This is a genomic window from Arenimonas donghaensis DSM 18148 = HO3-R19 (assembly GCF_000743535.1).
In the GTDB taxonomy this organism is placed as follows: Bacteria; Pseudomonadota; Gammaproteobacteria; order Xanthomonadales; family Xanthomonadaceae; genus Arenimonas; species Arenimonas donghaensis.
Genome location: NZ_AVCJ01000013.1, coordinates 34338 through 49604 on the forward strand (window position 1 = coordinate 34338; position 15267 = coordinate 49604).

Consider the following 15267-nt stretch of genomic DNA (forward strand, 5'->3'; position numbering starts at 1 on the left):
AGGTGCCGCCCATGCAGGCCCTCGATTTCCCCGGTTGCCAGGAGCTGTTCGCGATGATCGATCGCGCGGTGTCCAGCGATTGCCAGCACGAGACCACCGACTGCATCCGCAACGGCCTGGCCGAACTGATCCGGACCCGGGCGGTGCAGATGCCGCCTTGCGTGCTCGAGCCGGTCGCCGACCACTACGCGCGCCGCGAGCTCTATCGCTGCGAGAAGTCCGGCTACAGCGTCGTCGCCATGACCTGGGGCCCGGGCCAGGGCACGCCCGTGCACGATCATTCCGGGGTCTGGTGCGTGGAAGGCGTCTGGCAGGGACAGCTCGAGATCACCCAGTTCGAACTGCGCGAACAGGACGGCGACCGCGTGCGCTTCGAGCCGGTGGCCACCCACCTGGCCGGCGTCGGCTCGGCCGGCAGCCTGATCCCGCCGCACGAATACCACGCCATCCGCAATCCCAGCGCCGACGCGGTGTCGATCTCCCTGCACATCTACAAGCAGGCGCTGACCTGCTGTTCGATGTTCCAGCCAGAAGCCGACGGCTGGTATCGCAAGGCGGCCCGCCAGCTGGGCCTGGACGAAGCGGCGTAGGCGGGCCCGGCCTGGGCTATAATCGCGCCGCCCACGTGCCGGTGTGGCGGAATGGTAGACGCGGGGGACTCAAAATCCCTTGCCAGCGATGGCGTGTAGGTTCGAGTCCTATCACCGGTACCAAAAGCAGGCGCGGACCCGGCAAGGTCCGGCGCCGACAAGACCGAAGGCGTGGAGCCATCCACGCCTTTTTTCTTTTCTAGAGTTTGCCCAGGAACCCGCCGATCGCGGGCCCGAAACGCTCGATGTCGACCAGGAAGGCATCGTGGCCCTGCGGGGACTCGAGCGCGACGAACTCCGAATCGGCACCGCCGGCGCGCAGGCCGTCGGCGACCTGTTCCTGCTGCTGCAGCGGGAACAGGATGTCGGTGTGGACGCCGATGGCCATCGCACGCTCGAGCTTGATCGATGCCAGCGCCTTCATGACGTCGCCGCCGCCGTATTCGGCGGCGTCGAACCAGTCCATCGAACGGCTCAGGTACAGGTAGCAGTTCGGATCGAAGGTGCGCACGAAGCGGCGGGCATGGCCCTCGAGGTAGCGTTCGACCTCGAACTCCAGGCCGAACGGGTCGTCTTCGCGGCACTCACTGTCCAGGCGAACGCGGCCGAACCGGCCGTCCCATTCCATGGCCGAGCGATAGGTGACCACGCCCAGCTTGCGCGCGATGCGCATGCCGTTTTCCGGATAGGCGTGTTCGTCGTAATGGCCCTGGTTCCAGTTCGGGTCCAGGCGGATCGCCTCGCGCTGCAGCGAGCGGATGGCGATCGAGAAGGGCAGGGCGCGGGCGCTTCCCGACACATTGATGTGCGAACGCGCGATGCCGGGGAACTGCAGCAGCAAGGCGAGCGCGCTCATGCCGCCCATGGAGTTGCCGATGACGCAGGCCAGCTGCCCGATGCCCAGCCCCTGCACCAGGTGCTGCGCCGCGCGGGCGCCGTCCTCGATCGACAGGTCAGGGAAGTCGAGCCGGTAGGGCTGGCCGCTGGCCGGGTTGACCGAGGCCGCGCCGGTGCTGCCCTTGCAGCTGCCCAGCGGGTTGATGCAGACCACGAACCAGCGATGGGTGTCGATGGGCTTGCCGGGCCCGAGCATGGCCTCCCACCAGCCCGGCTCGCCGTTGCCTGCGTTGGCCGCTGCATGGGCGTTGGGCGACAGGCCGGGCAGGATGAGGATGGCGTTGTCGCGTGCCGGGGAAAGCGTGCCCCAGGTTTCATAGGCCAGCACGGCGTCGCTGATGGCGCCGCCGCGCTTGAACGGGAAGGGACTGGGCAGCGCGATGAATTGGGTGGCCGGCGGGATCGATTCGCTCATTGCAGCACTTTAGCAATCACCAGCGTTGCCTCGCCGCCATCGGCGACGTCGAGCTCCAGGCCTTCGGCCTCGAGGTCGCCAGGCGCGGCCCCGGCATCGCCCGAGCGCGAGATCCGCGCCATCAGGCGCACCCGCGCCTGCGCCGAGAGCTTCTGGGCCGGCATCAGGCCATCGGCGTCGGACAGGGTGACGGTCAGCGGGAAATCCGCGACCGGCAGTCGCTTCACCGCCACCGGCAGGCCGCCTTCAAGCGTGCGGGCGAAGACATACAGCGTGTCGCCGGGCGCGACCTTCCCGGCGAGCTGCGGCGCCAGATCGACCGTGATCGCCAGGGTCGGGCCACTGGCGAGGGCCGGTTCGACCTCCAGCGGCGGCAGGCCGGCCTGTTCGCGCGCCGTGTCCAGCTGCGGTCGCAGCGCAGCCGCGGTGGCTTGATCGACCAGCGGCAACAGCCGGCCCCAGGTCTCGGCGGCTTGCGCAGCCTGGCCCGACTGCAATTGCTGGGCGCCGAGATAGAACAGGGCGCGCTGGTGGTCGGGGCGAAGCGCGACGGCTCGCTGCAGCAGGGCGACGGCGTCGGCCGGGAAGCGTCCGCCGGGCGCGGCGCGCATGCGGGCATCGGCCAGCTCGACCATCAGGTCGGGCTCTTCCGGCAGCAGCGCCTGGGCCTTGCCCAGGGCCTCGGCGGCGCCGGCCCAATCGCCCTGGGCGGCACGGCTGCGGCCGAGCAGCACCCAGCCTTCGACGCTGCCGGGCTCTTCGGCCAGGCGGTGTTCGAGCTGGGCGATGGCTTCTTCCAGGGTCTCGGGGGCTTTCACCTGTGCCGGGTCCAGCGCATCGGGCGAACCCAGCATCGCGTACAGTCCGGCGGTTCCGACGCCGAGGGCCAGCGCCAGGACCAGGGCGCTTCGGCGCGCGCCGCGCCACAGCGGCCGCAGCGCGAGTGCCAGCAGCAGGGCCAGCAGCACCAGGGAGGCAAGAACGAAGCTGGTCATGGTCACCATTCCTGCCCGTCTTCGGCGGGCGGCTGCACCGGGGCCTGGCCCGAGCGCCTGCGAACCACCACCGCCACCACAATCGCGCCGCCGACCAGGATCAGGCCCGGCCCGAACCAGAGCAGCCAGGTGGCGGGTCGCACCGGCGGGTTGTAGAGCACGAATTCGCTGTATCGCGCCACCAGGTAGTCCTTGATCTCGCGGTCGGTCTTGCCTTCGCGCATCAATTCGAGAACCTGCATGCGAAGGTCCTGGGCGATTTGTGCATTGGAGTCGGCCAGGGACTGGTTCTGGCACATCACGCAGCGCAACTCGGCGGAGAGTTCGCGGAAGCGGGCTTCTTCGGCGGCATCGCGGAATTCGATGGGCTCGAAGGCGGCGGCCAGCGCGGAAAACGCCAGCAGCAGGAACAGCAGGCAGGTCTTCATGGCAAGGACTCCAGCGCCGGCAGCAGCTGCGTCTGCACGACGTCGGGGGTCAGCGGACCGACGAATTTCCAGCGGATCACGCCCTGGGCGTCGACCAGGAACGATTCCGGCGCACCGTAGATGCCCCAGTCCAGCGCCGCGCGTCCTTCGACGTCGGTGATGACCAGGGCATACGGGTTGCCGAACTGCGCCAGCCAGCGGCGGGCGTCATCGGCCTCGTCCTTGTAGTCGTAGCCGATCACGCGGATGCGGCCGGACTTGGCCAGTTCGGTGATCACCGGGTGTTCGTCGCGGCAGGCCGGGCACCAGCTGCCCCAGACATTGAGCAGGTAGGGTTCGCCCAGCAGGTCGGCGCGGGAGACGATGCGTCCGGGTTCGTCGAGCACCGGCAGCGCGAAATCGGGCGCCGGCTTTCCCACCAGCGGCGAGGGGATCGCGCTGGTGTCCTTGCCCGAGTTCATCATCACGCCGACGCCCAGCAGCAGTGCGAGCGCGACAAAGGCCAGCAGGGGCAGCAGCCGCTTGATCATGCCGGGACTCCCGCGGCGAGTGGACGGCGGAAGCGGCGGTCGAAGACGACCACGAAGCCGCCCAGCGCCATGAACAGCGAACCGAGCCAGATCAGCCGGATCCAGGGTTTCACGTACAGGCGCAGCGCCCAACCACCGGTTTGGTTGACCGGTTCGCCCAGGGCCACGTAGAGGTCGCGGCTCAGGCCGCCGTCGAGCGCGGCTTCGGTCATCACCTGGCCGCCCGCGGCGTAGGCCCGCTTCTCCGGGTGCATCACCGCGATCTGCTTGCCGTCCCGGGACACGACGACGGTGCCGCGGTCAGCGACATAGTTCGGACCTTGCTGCTTTTCGACGCCACGGAAGCTGAAGTCAAAACCACGCAACTCGAAGCTCTGGCCCGGGAGCGCGGCGACGTCGCGTTCGATGCTGGTCGATTCGGTGATGAACACGCCAGCCACGAAAACGCCGATGCCCGCGTGCGCCAGCAGCATGCCCACCATCTCGGCGGTGAAGCGCGCGCCCCGGGACGTGGACTTGAGCCGCTGCCAGGCGAAGCGGGCAGTGCCGGCGAGGATCCAGGTGGCGCCCAGCAGGCCAAAGGCCGTCTTCACGGTGCCGTGCGGAAAGCTGAAGAAGGCGACCAGCCCGACCACCAGCGCCAGTGCGGCCCAGGGCGCCAGCCAGCGCAGCGGCTGCGAGAGGTCCTCGCGCTGCCAGCGCATCAACGGTCCGAACGGCACCAAGGCCACCAGCGGCGCCATCAGCAGGACGAACAGCAGCCCGAAATAGGGCGGGCCCACCGAGATCTTGCCCAGGTCGAGGGCCTCGGCCAGCAGCGGGTAGAGCGTGCCGAGCAGGATCATCGCCGCCGCCGCCGTCAGCAGCAGGTTGTTGGCCAGCAGGAAGGTTTCGCGCGAGGACGCGGCGAAGGGCTTGCCGGTTTCCAGCTTCGGCGCGCGCAGCGCGTACAGCAGCAGCGAACCGCCGATGACGATCACCAGGAAGGCGAGGATGAACATGCCGCGCTCGGGGTCCGAGGCGAAGGCGTGCACGCTCGTGAGCACGCCCGAGCGCACCAGGAAGGTGCCCAGCAGGGACAGCGAAAACGCGGCGATCGCCAGCAGCAGGGTCCAGCCGCGGAAGCTTCCGCGCTTTTCGGTGACCGCCTGCGAGTGCAGCAGCGCGGCGCCGACCAGCCAGGGCATGAAGCTGGCGTTCTCGACCGGATCCCAGAACCACCAGCCGCCCCAGCCCAGTTCGTAATAGGCCCAGAAGCTGCCCAGGGCGATGCCCAGGGTCAGGAAGGCCCAGGCCACGTTGGTCCAGGGCCGGCTCCAGCGCACCCACTGCGCATCCACCTTGCCGTCGATCAGCGCCGCCACCGCGAAGGCGAAAGCCACGGCGAAGCCGACGTAGCCCATGTAAAGCAGGGGCGGGTGGAAGATCATGCCCGGGTCCTGCAGCAGCGGGTTCATGTCCCGCCCCTCGACGGCCGCCGGCAGCAAGCGTTCGAAGGGGTTGGATGTGAACAGGGTGAAGGCCAGGAAGCCCAGGGCCACCATGCCCATCACCGCCAGCACCCGGGCGACCACGGCCGCCGGCAGGGCTTTGGAAAAGAGGGCGACCAGGGCGGTCCAGCCGACCAGGAACAGCAGCCACAGCAGCAGCGAACCTTCGTGCGCGCTCCAGACGGCGGTGAACTGGTACTCGCGCGGCAGCAGCGAGTTCGAATTCTGGGCGACGTAGGCCACCGAAAAGTCGTGCACCAGGAACGCCCAGGTCAGCAGCGCGTAGGCCACGGCCACGGCCGCCAGCAGCGCATAGGCCAGGGGGCGGGCGCTGGCCATCCAGGCTGCGTGGCCGCGATGGGCACCCAGCAGCGGCAGCACCGACAGTGCCAGCGAAAGCATCAGGGCCAGCGCGAGGCTGACCAGGCCGAGTTCGGGCAGCACTCAGTAGCCTCCCTGTGCGGCGCCGTCGGTCCTGGTGTCGTCGACCTTGTGCTTTTCGTGGGCCTTGCCCATGGCTTCGGCGACCTCGCGGGGCATGTATTGCTCGTCGTGCTTGGCCAGCACCTGGGTGGCGTGGAATTCATCGCCGACGCGGCGGCCGGTGGCGATGACCGCCTGGTTCTCGCGGAACAGGTCGGGCAGGATGCCCTCGAAGCGCGCGGTCATCACGGCGTCGCCGTCGGTGACGCCGAAGCTGACCTTCAGGGTGCCGTCCTCGCGGACCAGGCTGTCCTTGGCGACCATGCCGCCAAGGCGGAACACCGCCTGGTCGGCGGCTTCGCCGGCGTAGACCTGGCTGGGCGTGTACAGGTAGGTGATGTTCTCGCGCAGGGCCAGGGTGACCAGGCTGGCGGCGACCGCCGAGGCCGCGACCAGGCCCAGGACCAGCCAAAGCCGGCGCTTTCGGGTGGGATGCATCATGGTGCTTGGTTTCCTTGGCGGGCGGCCTCGCGGCGGGCGCGCTGGCCGATGGCGCGGCGGATGCGATGGATGCGCCAGCGTGGCGCGGTGAAATCCCAGGCCAGGTAGGCGGCGAACACGGCGTAGGCGCCGACGACGTACTCGAGGTAGCTCATCGGCCCGCCTCCACGCTGGCGCGCGCCCAGTCCTTGCCGGCCTCGCGCTCGAGGTTGTCGGCGCGTGCCCGCTGCAACAGCGACCCGATGAACCAGAACTTGGTGGCGAAGACCATCACCCACAGCGGCCAGGCCATGGAAGCGTCCATGGTCGATTCACCGAACAGCTTGATGGTCGCGCCCTGGTGCAGGGAGTTCCACCACTCCACCGAATACCGGATGACCGGCAGCAGGGCCACGCCGACGATGGCGAGGAAGCTCGCCGCGCGCGCCGCGGCGCGCCGGTCCTCGATGGCCGAATACAGGCCGATGACGCCCAGGTACATGAACAGCAGCACGAGCTCCGAGGTCAGCCTCGGATCCCAGTCCCACCAGGTGCCCCACATCGGCTTGCCCCAGATCGAACCGGTGGCCAGGGTGACGGCGGTGAACAGGGCGCCGACCGGCGCGCAGGCCATGGCCAGGATTTCGGCCAGCTTGATGCGCCAGACCAGGGCGATCGCGGCGTAGACGGCCATCAGGCCGTAGACGAACAGGCTCATCCAGGCCGCCGGCACGTGGATGTAGAGGATGCGGAAACTGTCGCCCTGCTGGTAGTCGGCCGGGACCACCAGCAGCGCGCCGTAAAGGCCGACCGCCATGCCCAGCAGGCCCAGTCCGAAACCCCAGGGCGTCCAGCGCGCGGCGAAGCGGTCGAAGATCGGGGGGGATCCGAGTTGGTGGAACCAGAGCAGGACGGGATTCACGTTGGCGGCTTCAGGTCAGGGCGATACGGATCGCCGCGGCGGCGGCGAGCGGGGCGAGCACGAGGGCGAGGACCAGGCCGGCGGCCATCAGCAGCAGGGCGCCGGCCCAGGGCAGGCCCTGCGCGGCGGCCATCACGCTGCCTGCCCCGAACACCAGCACGGGCAGGAAAAGCGGCAGGGCCAGCAGGGCCAAAAGCATACCAGAGCGTCGTATGCCGACCGTCAGCGCCGCCACCACCGCGCCCATCAGGCTCAGCAGCGGCGTGCCCAACGCAAGCGAGACCAGCAAGACCGGCAGGAGTTCCCCGGGCAGGTACAGCAGTTCGGCCAGTACCGGGCTCAGCAGCACCAGGGGCAGGGCGGTGGTGACCCAGTGCACCAGCACCCGTACGAAGATCAGCCAGGCCAGCGGCACCGGCGCCAGCAGCATCTGTTCGAGGCTGCCGTCCTCGAGGTCGCCGCGGTAAAGCGAATCGAGCGAAAGCAGGCCGGCCAGCAGCACGGCCACCCACAGCACGCCGGGCGCGATGCGCGCGAGCTGCACCGGGTCCGCACCCAGCGCCATCGGGAACAGGGCCACCACCATCACCGCGAACAGCAGCGGTTGGGCGGCGTCGCCGCGTCGGCGCCAGACCAGGCGCAGGTCGCGGCGGGCCTGTGCGCGTGCCGCCGCCAGCAGCGAGGGCGTGGTGCTCATGCGGGCCTCCGGGCGGCACGCAGTTCCAGCGTGCGCACGGGCACCGGTGGCGCGGCATAAGCACCGTGGGTGGTGAGCAGGACCGCGCCGCCGCCGGCGAGGTGGGCCTGGATCAGCCGGTTCACCAGGGCGATGCCGTCGAGGTCGAGGTTGGCGTAAGGCTCGTCGAGCAGCCACAGCGGCGCCGACTGCAGCCGCAGGCGGGCCAGGCCCAGGCGCTTGTTCTGGCCGGCGGAAAGGCGACGGGCCGGGGTGTCTTCATAACCGGCCAGGCCGACGTCGGCGAGGGCCTGTTCGAGGTCCAGCTGGCCCGGCGCGCCGGCCAGGGCGCGTGCGAATTCAAGGTTCTCCAGCGTCGTCAGCTCCGCCTTGTGCCCCGGCAGGTGCCCCAGGTAGGCGCTGCCGCGGGCCAGGTGGTCGCGGTCGACGACCTGGCCGCGAAGCCGCACGTCGCCGGCGTCCGCGGCGAGCAGGCCGGCCAGGACGCGCAGCAGGGTGGTCTTGCCGGCGCCGTTGCCGCCCAGGACCAGCAGCGCCTCGCCCTGGACGAGCGCGAAATCGAGCGGCCCGAAGACGGGTTCGTCGTTGCGCGCGAAACACAGCCCGCGGGCTTGCAGCAGCGGGACGTCGGCGGACGGGGAAGGAATCATCGCGGGCGGCATGCTACCGGCTAGCCCGGAGCCGCGCCATGATGCGGATCAAGCCCGTCGGGAGGGGCAACGGTTACGGGATGCCCGGCCGACGGTTCAGGCTGGTGAAAATGACTGTCGTTGTCTTGTTTTGATATTCACACCCCTGTGCTGGACAATCGGGGACTCGTTCATCCGCAGGACATAATTCATGCGCGCCAGCCCCCTGATGCTCGCCATCGCACTCGGCCTCGGCCTTCCCCTGGCCACCCCGGACGCCAGCGCGCGCTCGACGGCCGCGACCCAGGCCAAGGTCAGCGCCCAGAGCTCCTGGATCGTCGTGTTCGAAGAAGCCCCTGCGGCAAGCTTCCGCGGCTTCAAGCCCGGCGACACCCGCCGCCCGAAGCTGGCGGCCACCAGCCCGCAGGCCACCGGCGCCAGCAAGTACGATGCGCGCAGCGCCGCGGCCCGTGACTACGTGGATTACCTGGCGGACCTGCGCGAGGCACGCCTGGCCGACTTCTCGGCCCGCCTCGGTCGCCAGCTCGAACCGACCTACACCTACGCGCATGCCACTAATGGCGTGGCCCTGTCGCTGACCCAGGCGGAAGCGGACGAGCTTCGGAGCCAGCCCGGCGTCGCCAGCGTCAGCCGCGACTTCGAGCGTCGCCTGATGACCTCGCATGGTCCGCAGTGGATCAATGCCGACGAGATCTGGAGCGGGGCCGTCACCGGCAATGCGCACCGGGGCGAGGGCGTGGTGGTCGGCGTCATTGACTCGGGCATCAACCGCAGCCACGTCGCCTTTGCCGGCGGCAGCCATACCAACCCGCTGGGCGGGTTCCGCGGTTATTGCATTTCCACGCCCGCGGCCTGCAACAACAAGCTCATCGGCCTGTATGACTTCACCGCCAGCAACAACGGCCTGTCCGATCCCATCGACGAGGACGGGCACGGCACCCACGTGGCGGCGACCGCGGTGGGCAATTCCTTCGGGGCTGCGCCTTACTCCGGCGTCGCGCCGCGGGCCAACCTGATCGTCTATCGTGCCTGCGTCGACACCTGTCCCGTCAGCGCCACCATCCGCGCCATCGACCAGGCGGTCGCGGACGGCGTCGATGTCGTGAACTACTCGATCGGTGGCGGCATCGAAGATCCCTGGACCTACGTGGGTGCCGCCCCGTACGACGACGCCGAAGCGTTTCTCGCCCTGCGCGAGGCCGGCATCATCGCGGCCGTCGCCGCCGGCAACGACGGTCCCGACGCCGGTACCGTCAGCAACCCGGGCAATTCACCCTGGACGTTCGGCGTCGCCGCCGCGTCCCACGACCGCAACGGCGTCCAGAACGCCGACGTGCTCGCCGGCTTCAGCGGCCGGGGCCCGGTGGTGCCGTTCAGCGTGATCAAGCCCGACATCACCGCGCCCGGCGTTTCGATCATCTCCGCTGGCCGCACGGGCACGACGTCGATCGCCCAGCTCAGTGGCACATCGATGGCCACCCCGCACGTGGCCGGCGCCGCGGCCCTGGTCAAGTCCACCAACCTGGCGCTGACCGCCGACCAGGTGATGTCCTCCCTGCACCTCACGGCCCGTCCCTCGATCAAGACCGGGCCGCAGGCGCAGCTGCCGCCGGCCACGCCGCACCAGCAGGGCTCGGGCATGGTGGACGTCGCCAAGGCGGCGCGCGCCGGGCTGTACCTGGAGGTGCCGGCCGGCGCTTTCCGCAACGCCCGCGCGAGCATCTTCACCGGTGGCGCCGAGAACCTGAACCTGCCGACCATGGCGCATGGCGGCTGCTTCGTTGATTGCGTGCTGACCCGTACATTCAAGGCCATGCCCGGTGCCGCCGGCACCACCTACAGCGTGCAGGCCAGCCTGTCCGCTGGCGCGACCATCACGCCCAGCGTCGCCAACTTCGCCGCCAGCGACGCCGGCACCGCCATCAACTTCAACATCACCGTCCAGGACAGTTCGCTGGTGGGCGAATGGGTCTATGGCGAGGTGCTCCTGACCAATACCAGTGGCAACGGACGCCCCAACCTGCGCCTGCCGGTCGCGGTCTATTTCTCGCCGCTGTCGGACGAGTCGGGCGCACCTGCCGAGATCGTGATCAACGCGGCCCACGAACGCGGCTTCGCCGACGTCGACCTGCACTCGCTGCTGCCCCTGCCCAACGCCCGCTTCGTCGCGACCGACCTGGTCGCGGCCAACGTGCAGGTCCGCAACATCCCGGTTGATCCGACCAACGACGACGCATTCGACAACGTCGCGCAGAACTTCAGCGAGACCTTCTCCGTGCCGGCCGGTTCGGGCCAGGTGTTCCAGGTCCGGGTGTCCACCACCGCGCCGCAGCCGGACATCGATCTCTATGTCGGTCGCGACAACAACGCCAACGGCCTGCCGGACGAGAACGAACTGCTGTGCGCCTCGCAGTCGGCCGATTCCGACGAAACCTGCTCCTTCGAAGTGTTCGGCGCTGGCGCCGCCCAGCAGTTCTGGGTGATGGTCCAGAACTGGTCCGGTTCGGGCAACAACGTGCGCATCAGCCGCGCCGTGGTGCCCAAGTCGGCCGGTGCCGGCGAAGAGCTGGTGGCCACGGGCCCGGGCAACACCGGCACCAACGACGGCTTCACCGTGCGCCTGGGCTACGACGACCCGACCATGGGCAATGGCCAGGAACGCCACGGCTACCTGGCGATCCAGAGCCAGCCGGGCGACACCATCCTGGAGATTCCGGTGCGCATCCAGCGCAACGGCACGGCGCCGTCGCCTTACGCCCTGTCCGACGGCCAGCCGCGTGCGGTGACGCTGGCGGCGGGCGTGGCGCATGAAACCCTCGTCTTCGACGTGCCGGCCAATGCCACTTCGGTGACCTTCCAGACCCAGGGCAGCGGGTCGGTGTCGCTGTACGCGGCGCACGTGCCCAACCCGACCGGTCCGGTCATCCAGCCGGCCCCGGCGCGTGGCGCCCCCGGCGTGCTGTCCTCCACCGGCGCCGGTGCCAACCAGACCATCACGGTCAGCGGCGGCAACCTGCAGCCGGGTCGCTGGTACGTCACCCCGGTCAACACCGGCGGTGATTCGACCCTGGTGGACGTGACCGCCAGCATCAACACCAGCGGCGCGGCGCTCAAGGTCAAGGGCGGCTCCTACTACGCCCCGGGCCGCGGCGGCCACGGCATCTTCATGTACCCGGCCGGCGCCGAGCAGGCGGTGCTCTGGTACACCTACTTCCAGGACGGCACGCCCACCTGGTACTACATGCAGGCGCCGCAGCCGGGCAATGACGGGACCTGGACCACGCCGATCTTCCGCGCGGCCTGGAACGGCAACGCCAACCACCTGGTCGAAGTCGGCGAAGCGGTGATGAGCGCCACGACCGACAGCAAGTTCAGCTTCGCCTACAACCTCGACGGGTTCACCGGCGTCGAATCGATGGACGCCTTCCTGGTGGGCTGCCCGACGATCGGTGGCCTGCCGGTGGACGCCAGCGGCAACTGGTTCGACCCGGCGCGGGCGGGCAGCGGCTACAGCGTGCAGCTGCACCCGAACTACGAGTTCTTCGCGGCCTTCATCTACGACGACCTGGGCGTGCCCCGCTTCCTGGCGGCCGAACGGGGCGGCGCCTTCAATGCCGGTGCCGGCACGATCCAGCTCGACCAGCTGCTGGGCTTCCCGCCGCTGGGCGCCCATGCCGCGCCGGTGCGTTCGCCGGTGGGTACGCTGGGCCGCCAGTTCACCGCCAATGCCCTGACCGGCATCACGGTGAACGCGACCTTCGGCAACAGCGTGTCAGGCACCTGGAACGTCAATGACACCGTGGTGCCGCTGGGCGGTACGCAGGGCTGCCCGTGACCGGGAAGCCCTGATGCGCCTGGAGACCAAGCTACCCAAGGTAGGCACCACCATCTTCACCGTCATGTCCCAGCTGGCGCTGGAGCACAAGGCGGTGAACCTGGGCCAGGGCTTCCCGGACTTCGCGGTGCCGCAGCGCCTGGTGGACGCCCTGGCCCGGGCCATGGCCGAGGGCCGGAACCAATACGCGCCGATGCACGGCATCCCGGCGCTGCGCCAGGCCATCGCCGCCAAGACGCAGCGCTGCTACGGCCGCAAGGTGGACGCCGACAGCGAGGTCACGGTCACCAGCGGCGCCAGCGAGGCGATCTTCGATGCCGTGCTGGCCGTGGTGCGGCCGGGCGAAGAGGTGATCGTGCTCGACCCGTGCTACGACTGCTACGAGCCGGCCATCGACCTGGCCGGCGCGGTCGCGGTGCATGTGCCGCTTGATCCGCAGGACTTCAGCGTGGATTGGCAGCGGGTACGCGAGGCGATCACGCCGCGCACGCGCATGCTGATGGTCAACAGCCCGCACAATCCGTCGGGCGCGATGTTCGGCGCTTCGGACATGCAGGCCCTGGCCGACATCCTGCGCGACACGTCCATCGTCCTGCTTTCCGACGAGGTCTACGAACACATCGTTTTCGACGGGGCGCGCCACGAAAGCGTGCTTCGCCATCCCGAGCTGGCCGAGCGCGCCTTCGTGGTTTCGAGCTTTGGCAAGACCTACCACTGCACCGGCTGGAAGGTCGGCTACGCGGTGGCGCCGCCGGCGCTGACGGCCGAGTTCCGCAAGGTGCATCAATACAACACCTTCTGCACCTTTGCCCCCGCCCAGTTCGCCTTCGCCGACATGATCGAGAACGAGCCGTCGCATTACGAAGAGCTGGGCGCGTTCTACCAGTCCAAGCGCGACCGCTTCCGCGAACAGCTGCTGGAAACCCGGCTCGAGCCGCTGCCGGTCCCGGGCGGCTATTTCCAGCTGGTCGATTATTCGAAGGTCAGCGACTTGCCGGATGCGGAATTTTGCCGCTGGCTGACGGTGGAGAAGGGCGTGGCGGCGATCCCGCTGTCGCCGTTCTACGCCAGGCCGCCGGAAGGCCAGCGCCTGGCGCGTCTTTGTTTCGCCAAGGAGCCGGCCACGCTCGACGCCGCCATTGAACGGCTTTCGGCGATCTGAGCATGGACGACCTCCGGATATCCCTGGTCCAGGGTGACACCCGCTGGCACGATCCGGCGGGCAATCGAAGCTACTACGCCGAGCTCATCGCTCCGCTGGCCGGCCAGACCGACCTGGTGCTGCTGCCTGAAACCTTCACGTCGGGGTTCAGCAACGAAGCCCTGGCCGACGCCGAAACCATGGACGGGCCCACCGTCGCCTGGCTGCGCGAACAGGCACGCAGCCTCGACGCGGTGGTCACCGGCAGCGTGCAGATCCGCGAGGGCGAGGGGGTCTACAACCGCATGCTGTGGGCGACGCCCGACGGGCAGCTGCAGCACTACGACAAGCGCCACCTGTTCCGCATGGCGCGCGAACACGAGCGTTACGCCGCCGGCCGCCGGCCGGTCACCGTCGAGCTGAAGGGCTGGCGGGTGCGTCCGCTGGTCTGCTACGACCTGCGTTTCCCGGTGTTCATCCGCAACCGTTTCGACGCCGAGGCGCCGGGACGTTTCGATTACGACCTGCTGCTGTTCGTCGCCAACTGGCCGGCGCCGCGTCGTCACGCCTGGCGCACGCTGCTGATGGCACGGGCGATCGAGAACCTGGCTTGTGTCGCTGCGGTCAATCGCGTCGGCAGCGACGGCAACGGCATCGCCTACGCCGGCGACAGCGCCGTGCACGACTTCCTGGGCATGCCGCTGCTGGAGCTGGGCGACCAGCCGCAGGTCGCGACCGCCGTGCTGTCCGCGGCGCGCCTGGCTGAACATCGCGAACGATTCCCGGCCCAGCTCGACGCCGACCGGTTCCAACTGATCGACTGAATCAGCGGCGCGCGGCCACCATCACGCGTTTGCCGAAGCGCAGCTGTTCGTAGCCGTCGGCGGGTACGTCGAGCACCCGGGCTTCGCGGAATCCGACCTTGCGCAGCACCCAAAGCAGCGCCTCGAGGCTGGGCACCAGGCAGATGCCGGTGGTGGAGGTTTCGGGGCCATGGGTTTCGTCGGTCTCGTCGACGATGGCGAAGTTGCCCACCATCGGTTTGACGAAGGTGTGGTGGCCGTAATCGAGCGGCCCGGAAAGGTTCGGGGCGACCTGGGTTTCCACCAGGCACAGGCCGTTTTCGGCGGTCAGCGCATGCGCCGTGCGGAGCGCACCGACCGGGTTTTCCAGGTGGTAGATCAGGCCCAGGCAAAGCACCAGGTCGGCGCGGCCGGCGCTGGCCGCGTCCAGCGCGTGCACGTCGGCCTGGTCGAAGCGCAGCTCGCGACCGCATCCGGCGGCCGCCAGGCGGGCGTTTTCGACGTGGTCGGCGCGGGCATCGAAGCCGCGCACGCTGCCAAAACCCAGGTCCTGCAGCTGGTGCGCGAACCAGCCTTCGTGGCAGGCCAGGTCGATCGCCGACAGGTCCGCACGCGGGCGATCGCCGAAGTGCGCCTGCACGGCCGCGCCCAGCATCGCCAGGCGGGTCGTGTGCACCGGCGCCACTTCCGGGGGTGGATAGGTCGCTACCGTGCGCCCGGACACCAGGCGGAACGGATAGAACCATTCACGGTCCAGGCAGCGCGCTTCGACGTCGGTCATGGCTCAGTCGTCCGAGGGCAGGCCTTCGGGGCGCTTGGGCTTGAAGCCGCGCTGGCCACCGCCCGGGCGCTGGCCACCGCCACCGCCGCCGGGACGTCGCGGGCCGCCGGGCTTCTTCGGGCCGCCGTAGGGGCTCGATCCGGGCTTGCCGCCGGCGGGCTTGCCGCCGCCGCCAGGGCGGGCGCCGTGG

The 15267-nt window shown here is 69.4% G+C and carries 16 protein-coding genes and 1 tRNA gene; 5 read left to right on the top strand and 12 right to left on the bottom strand.

Annotated features, from left to right (window positions below; all coding sequences use genetic code 11):
- Positions 1-11 precede the first annotated feature (11 nt).
- Together N788_RS08050 and N788_RS08055 are read left to right on the top strand one after the other, a co-directional pair.
- Positions 12-590 carry a cysteine dioxygenase family protein gene (locus N788_RS08050; RefSeq protein ID WP_034223499.1) on the top strand — a complete coding sequence of 193 codons (579 nt, stop codon included), beginning with the start codon at positions 12-14 and terminating at the stop codon, positions 588-590.
- Between the two features lie 37 nt (positions 591-627).
- Positions 628-713: transfer RNA gene (locus N788_RS08055), tRNA-Leu, on the top strand.
- A gap of 76 nt (positions 714-789) precedes the next feature.
- Here the strand turns inward: N788_RS08055 and metX are convergent.
- Genes metX through ccmA form a run of 10 tightly spaced genes read right to left on the bottom strand, consistent with a single transcriptional unit; the run spans position 790 to position 8529 of the window.
- Entirely contained in the window at positions 790-1902 is a 1113-nt protein-coding gene (gene metX / locus N788_RS08060; protein ID WP_034223501.1) for a homoserine O-acetyltransferase MetX, read from the bottom strand.
- Positions 1899-2897: a tetratricopeptide repeat protein gene (locus N788_RS08065; RefSeq protein ID WP_034223504.1), complete on the bottom strand. Its 999-nt coding sequence runs from the start codon at positions 2895-2897 to the stop codon at positions 1899-1901. Before N788_RS08065 ends, metX begins: the two co-directional genes overlap by 4 nt.
- A gap of 2 nt (positions 2898-2899) precedes the next feature.
- On the bottom strand, positions 2900-3325 hold the full coding sequence (locus tag N788_RS08070; RefSeq protein WP_034223508.1) for a cytochrome c-type biogenesis protein: 426 nt from the start codon (positions 3323-3325) through the stop codon (positions 2900-2902).
- Complete coding sequence (locus N788_RS08075; protein ID WP_084695964.1) at positions 3322-3855, bottom strand: DsbE family thiol:disulfide interchange protein; 534 nt, start codon at positions 3853-3855, stop codon at positions 3322-3324. Before N788_RS08075 ends, N788_RS08070 begins: the two co-directional genes overlap by 4 nt.
- Positions 3852-5789 (bottom strand): heme lyase CcmF/NrfE family subunit, encoded by a 1938-nt coding sequence (locus N788_RS08080; RefSeq protein ID WP_034223513.1) that lies wholly within the window; start codon positions 5787-5789, stop codon positions 3852-3854. The genes N788_RS08075 and N788_RS08080 overlap by 4 nt, the downstream gene beginning before the upstream one ends.
- Complete coding sequence (gene ccmE / locus N788_RS08085) at positions 5790-6266, bottom strand: cytochrome c maturation protein CcmE (RefSeq protein ID WP_034223572.1); 477 nt, start codon at positions 6264-6266, stop codon at positions 5790-5792.
- On the bottom strand, positions 6266-6424 hold the full coding sequence (locus N788_RS14390; protein WP_084695965.1) for a heme exporter protein CcmD: 159 nt from the start codon (positions 6422-6424) through the stop codon (positions 6266-6268). The genes ccmE and N788_RS14390 overlap by 1 nt, the downstream gene beginning before the upstream one ends.
- Positions 6421-7170 (bottom strand): heme ABC transporter permease, encoded by a 750-nt coding sequence (locus N788_RS08090; RefSeq protein WP_034223518.1) that lies wholly within the window; start codon positions 7168-7170, stop codon positions 6421-6423. The genes N788_RS14390 and N788_RS08090 overlap by 4 nt, the downstream gene beginning before the upstream one ends.
- A 10-nt stretch (positions 7171-7180) precedes the next feature.
- On the bottom strand, positions 7181-7867 hold the full coding sequence (gene ccmB / locus N788_RS08095) for a heme exporter protein CcmB (RefSeq protein WP_034223523.1): 687 nt from the start codon (positions 7865-7867) through the stop codon (positions 7181-7183).
- Positions 7864-8529, bottom strand: a complete 666-nt coding sequence (ccmA, locus tag N788_RS08100; RefSeq protein WP_425476478.1) for a heme ABC exporter ATP-binding protein CcmA — start codon at positions 8527-8529, stop codon at positions 7864-7866. Before ccmA ends, ccmB begins: the two co-directional genes overlap by 4 nt.
- A 178-nt stretch (positions 8530-8707) precedes the next feature.
- Here ccmA and N788_RS08105 point away from each other — a divergent pair, with 178 nt between their 5' ends.
- Genes N788_RS08105 through N788_RS08115 form a run of 3 tightly spaced genes read left to right on the top strand, consistent with a single transcriptional unit; the run spans position 8708 to position 14317 of the window.
- The gene (locus N788_RS08105) at positions 8708-12352 is read left to right on the top strand and encodes a S8 family serine peptidase (RefSeq protein WP_034223531.1); all 3645 of its coding nucleotides are present in this window, start codon (positions 8708-8710) and stop codon (positions 12350-12352) included.
- A gap of 13 nt (positions 12353-12365) precedes the next feature.
- Positions 12366-13514, top strand: a complete 1149-nt coding sequence (locus tag N788_RS08110) for a pyridoxal phosphate-dependent aminotransferase (RefSeq protein WP_034223535.1) — start codon at positions 12366-12368, stop codon at positions 13512-13514.
- Between the two features lie 2 nt (positions 13515-13516).
- The gene (locus tag N788_RS08115; protein ID WP_034223538.1) at positions 13517-14317 is read left to right on the top strand and encodes an amidohydrolase; all 801 of its coding nucleotides are present in this window, start codon (positions 13517-13519) and stop codon (positions 14315-14317) included.
- 1 nt (position 14318) lies between these two features.
- On the opposite strand, the gene N788_RS08120 is transcribed toward N788_RS08115, so the two are convergent.
- Together N788_RS08120 and N788_RS14855 are read right to left on the bottom strand one after the other, a co-directional pair.
- Complete coding sequence (locus N788_RS08120) at positions 14319-15077, bottom strand: class I SAM-dependent methyltransferase (RefSeq protein ID WP_034223541.1); 759 nt, start codon at positions 15075-15077, stop codon at positions 14319-14321.
- 3 nt (positions 15078-15080) lie between these two features.
- The coding region (locus N788_RS14855) for a hypothetical protein (protein WP_034223544.1) at positions 15081-15267 on the bottom strand (187 nt) is incomplete at its 5' end.

Excerpts from the sequence above, each read along its gene's own strand:
- N788_RS08050 (WP_034223499.1), top strand. The coding sequence starts at position 12 with ATGCAGGCCCTCGATTTCCCCGGTTGCCAGGAGCTGTTCGCGATGATC.
- metX (WP_034223501.1), bottom strand. The coding sequence starts at position 1,902 with ATGAGCGAATCGATCCCGCCGGCCACCCAATTCATCGCGCTGCCCAGT.
- N788_RS08065 (WP_034223504.1), bottom strand. The coding sequence starts at position 2,897 with ATGACCAGCTTCGTTCTTGCCTCCCTGGTGCTGCTGGCCCTGCTGCTG.
- N788_RS08070 (WP_034223508.1), bottom strand. The coding sequence starts at position 3,325 with ATGAAGACCTGCCTGCTGTTCCTGCTGCTGGCGTTTTCCGCGCTGGCC.
- N788_RS08075 (WP_084695964.1), bottom strand. The coding sequence starts at position 3,855 with ATGATCAAGCGGCTGCTGCCCCTGCTGGCCTTTGTCGCGCTCGCACTG.
- ccmE (WP_034223572.1), bottom strand. The coding sequence starts at position 6,266 with ATGCATCCCACCCGAAAGCGCCGGCTTTGGCTGGTCCTGGGCCTGGTC.
- N788_RS14390 (WP_084695965.1), bottom strand. The coding sequence starts at position 6,424 with ATGAGCTACCTCGAGTACGTCGTCGGCGCCTACGCCGTGTTCGCCGCC.
- ccmB (WP_034223523.1), bottom strand. The coding sequence starts at position 7,867 with ATGAGCACCACGCCCTCGCTGCTGGCGGCGGCACGCGCACAGGCCCGC.
- ccmA (WP_425476478.1), bottom strand. The coding sequence starts at position 8,529 with ATGCCGCCCGCGATGATTCCTTCCCCGTCCGCCGACGTCCCGCTGCTG.
- N788_RS08105 (WP_034223531.1), top strand. The coding sequence starts at position 8,708 with ATGCGCGCCAGCCCCCTGATGCTCGCCATCGCACTCGGCCTCGGCCTT.
- N788_RS08110 (WP_034223535.1), top strand. The coding sequence starts at position 12,366 with ATGCGCCTGGAGACCAAGCTACCCAAGGTAGGCACCACCATCTTCACC.
- N788_RS08115 (WP_034223538.1), top strand. The coding sequence starts at position 13,517 with ATGGACGACCTCCGGATATCCCTGGTCCAGGGTGACACCCGCTGGCAC.
- N788_RS08120 (WP_034223541.1), bottom strand. The coding sequence starts at position 15,077 with ATGACCGACGTCGAAGCGCGCTGCCTGGACCGTGAATGGTTCTATCCG.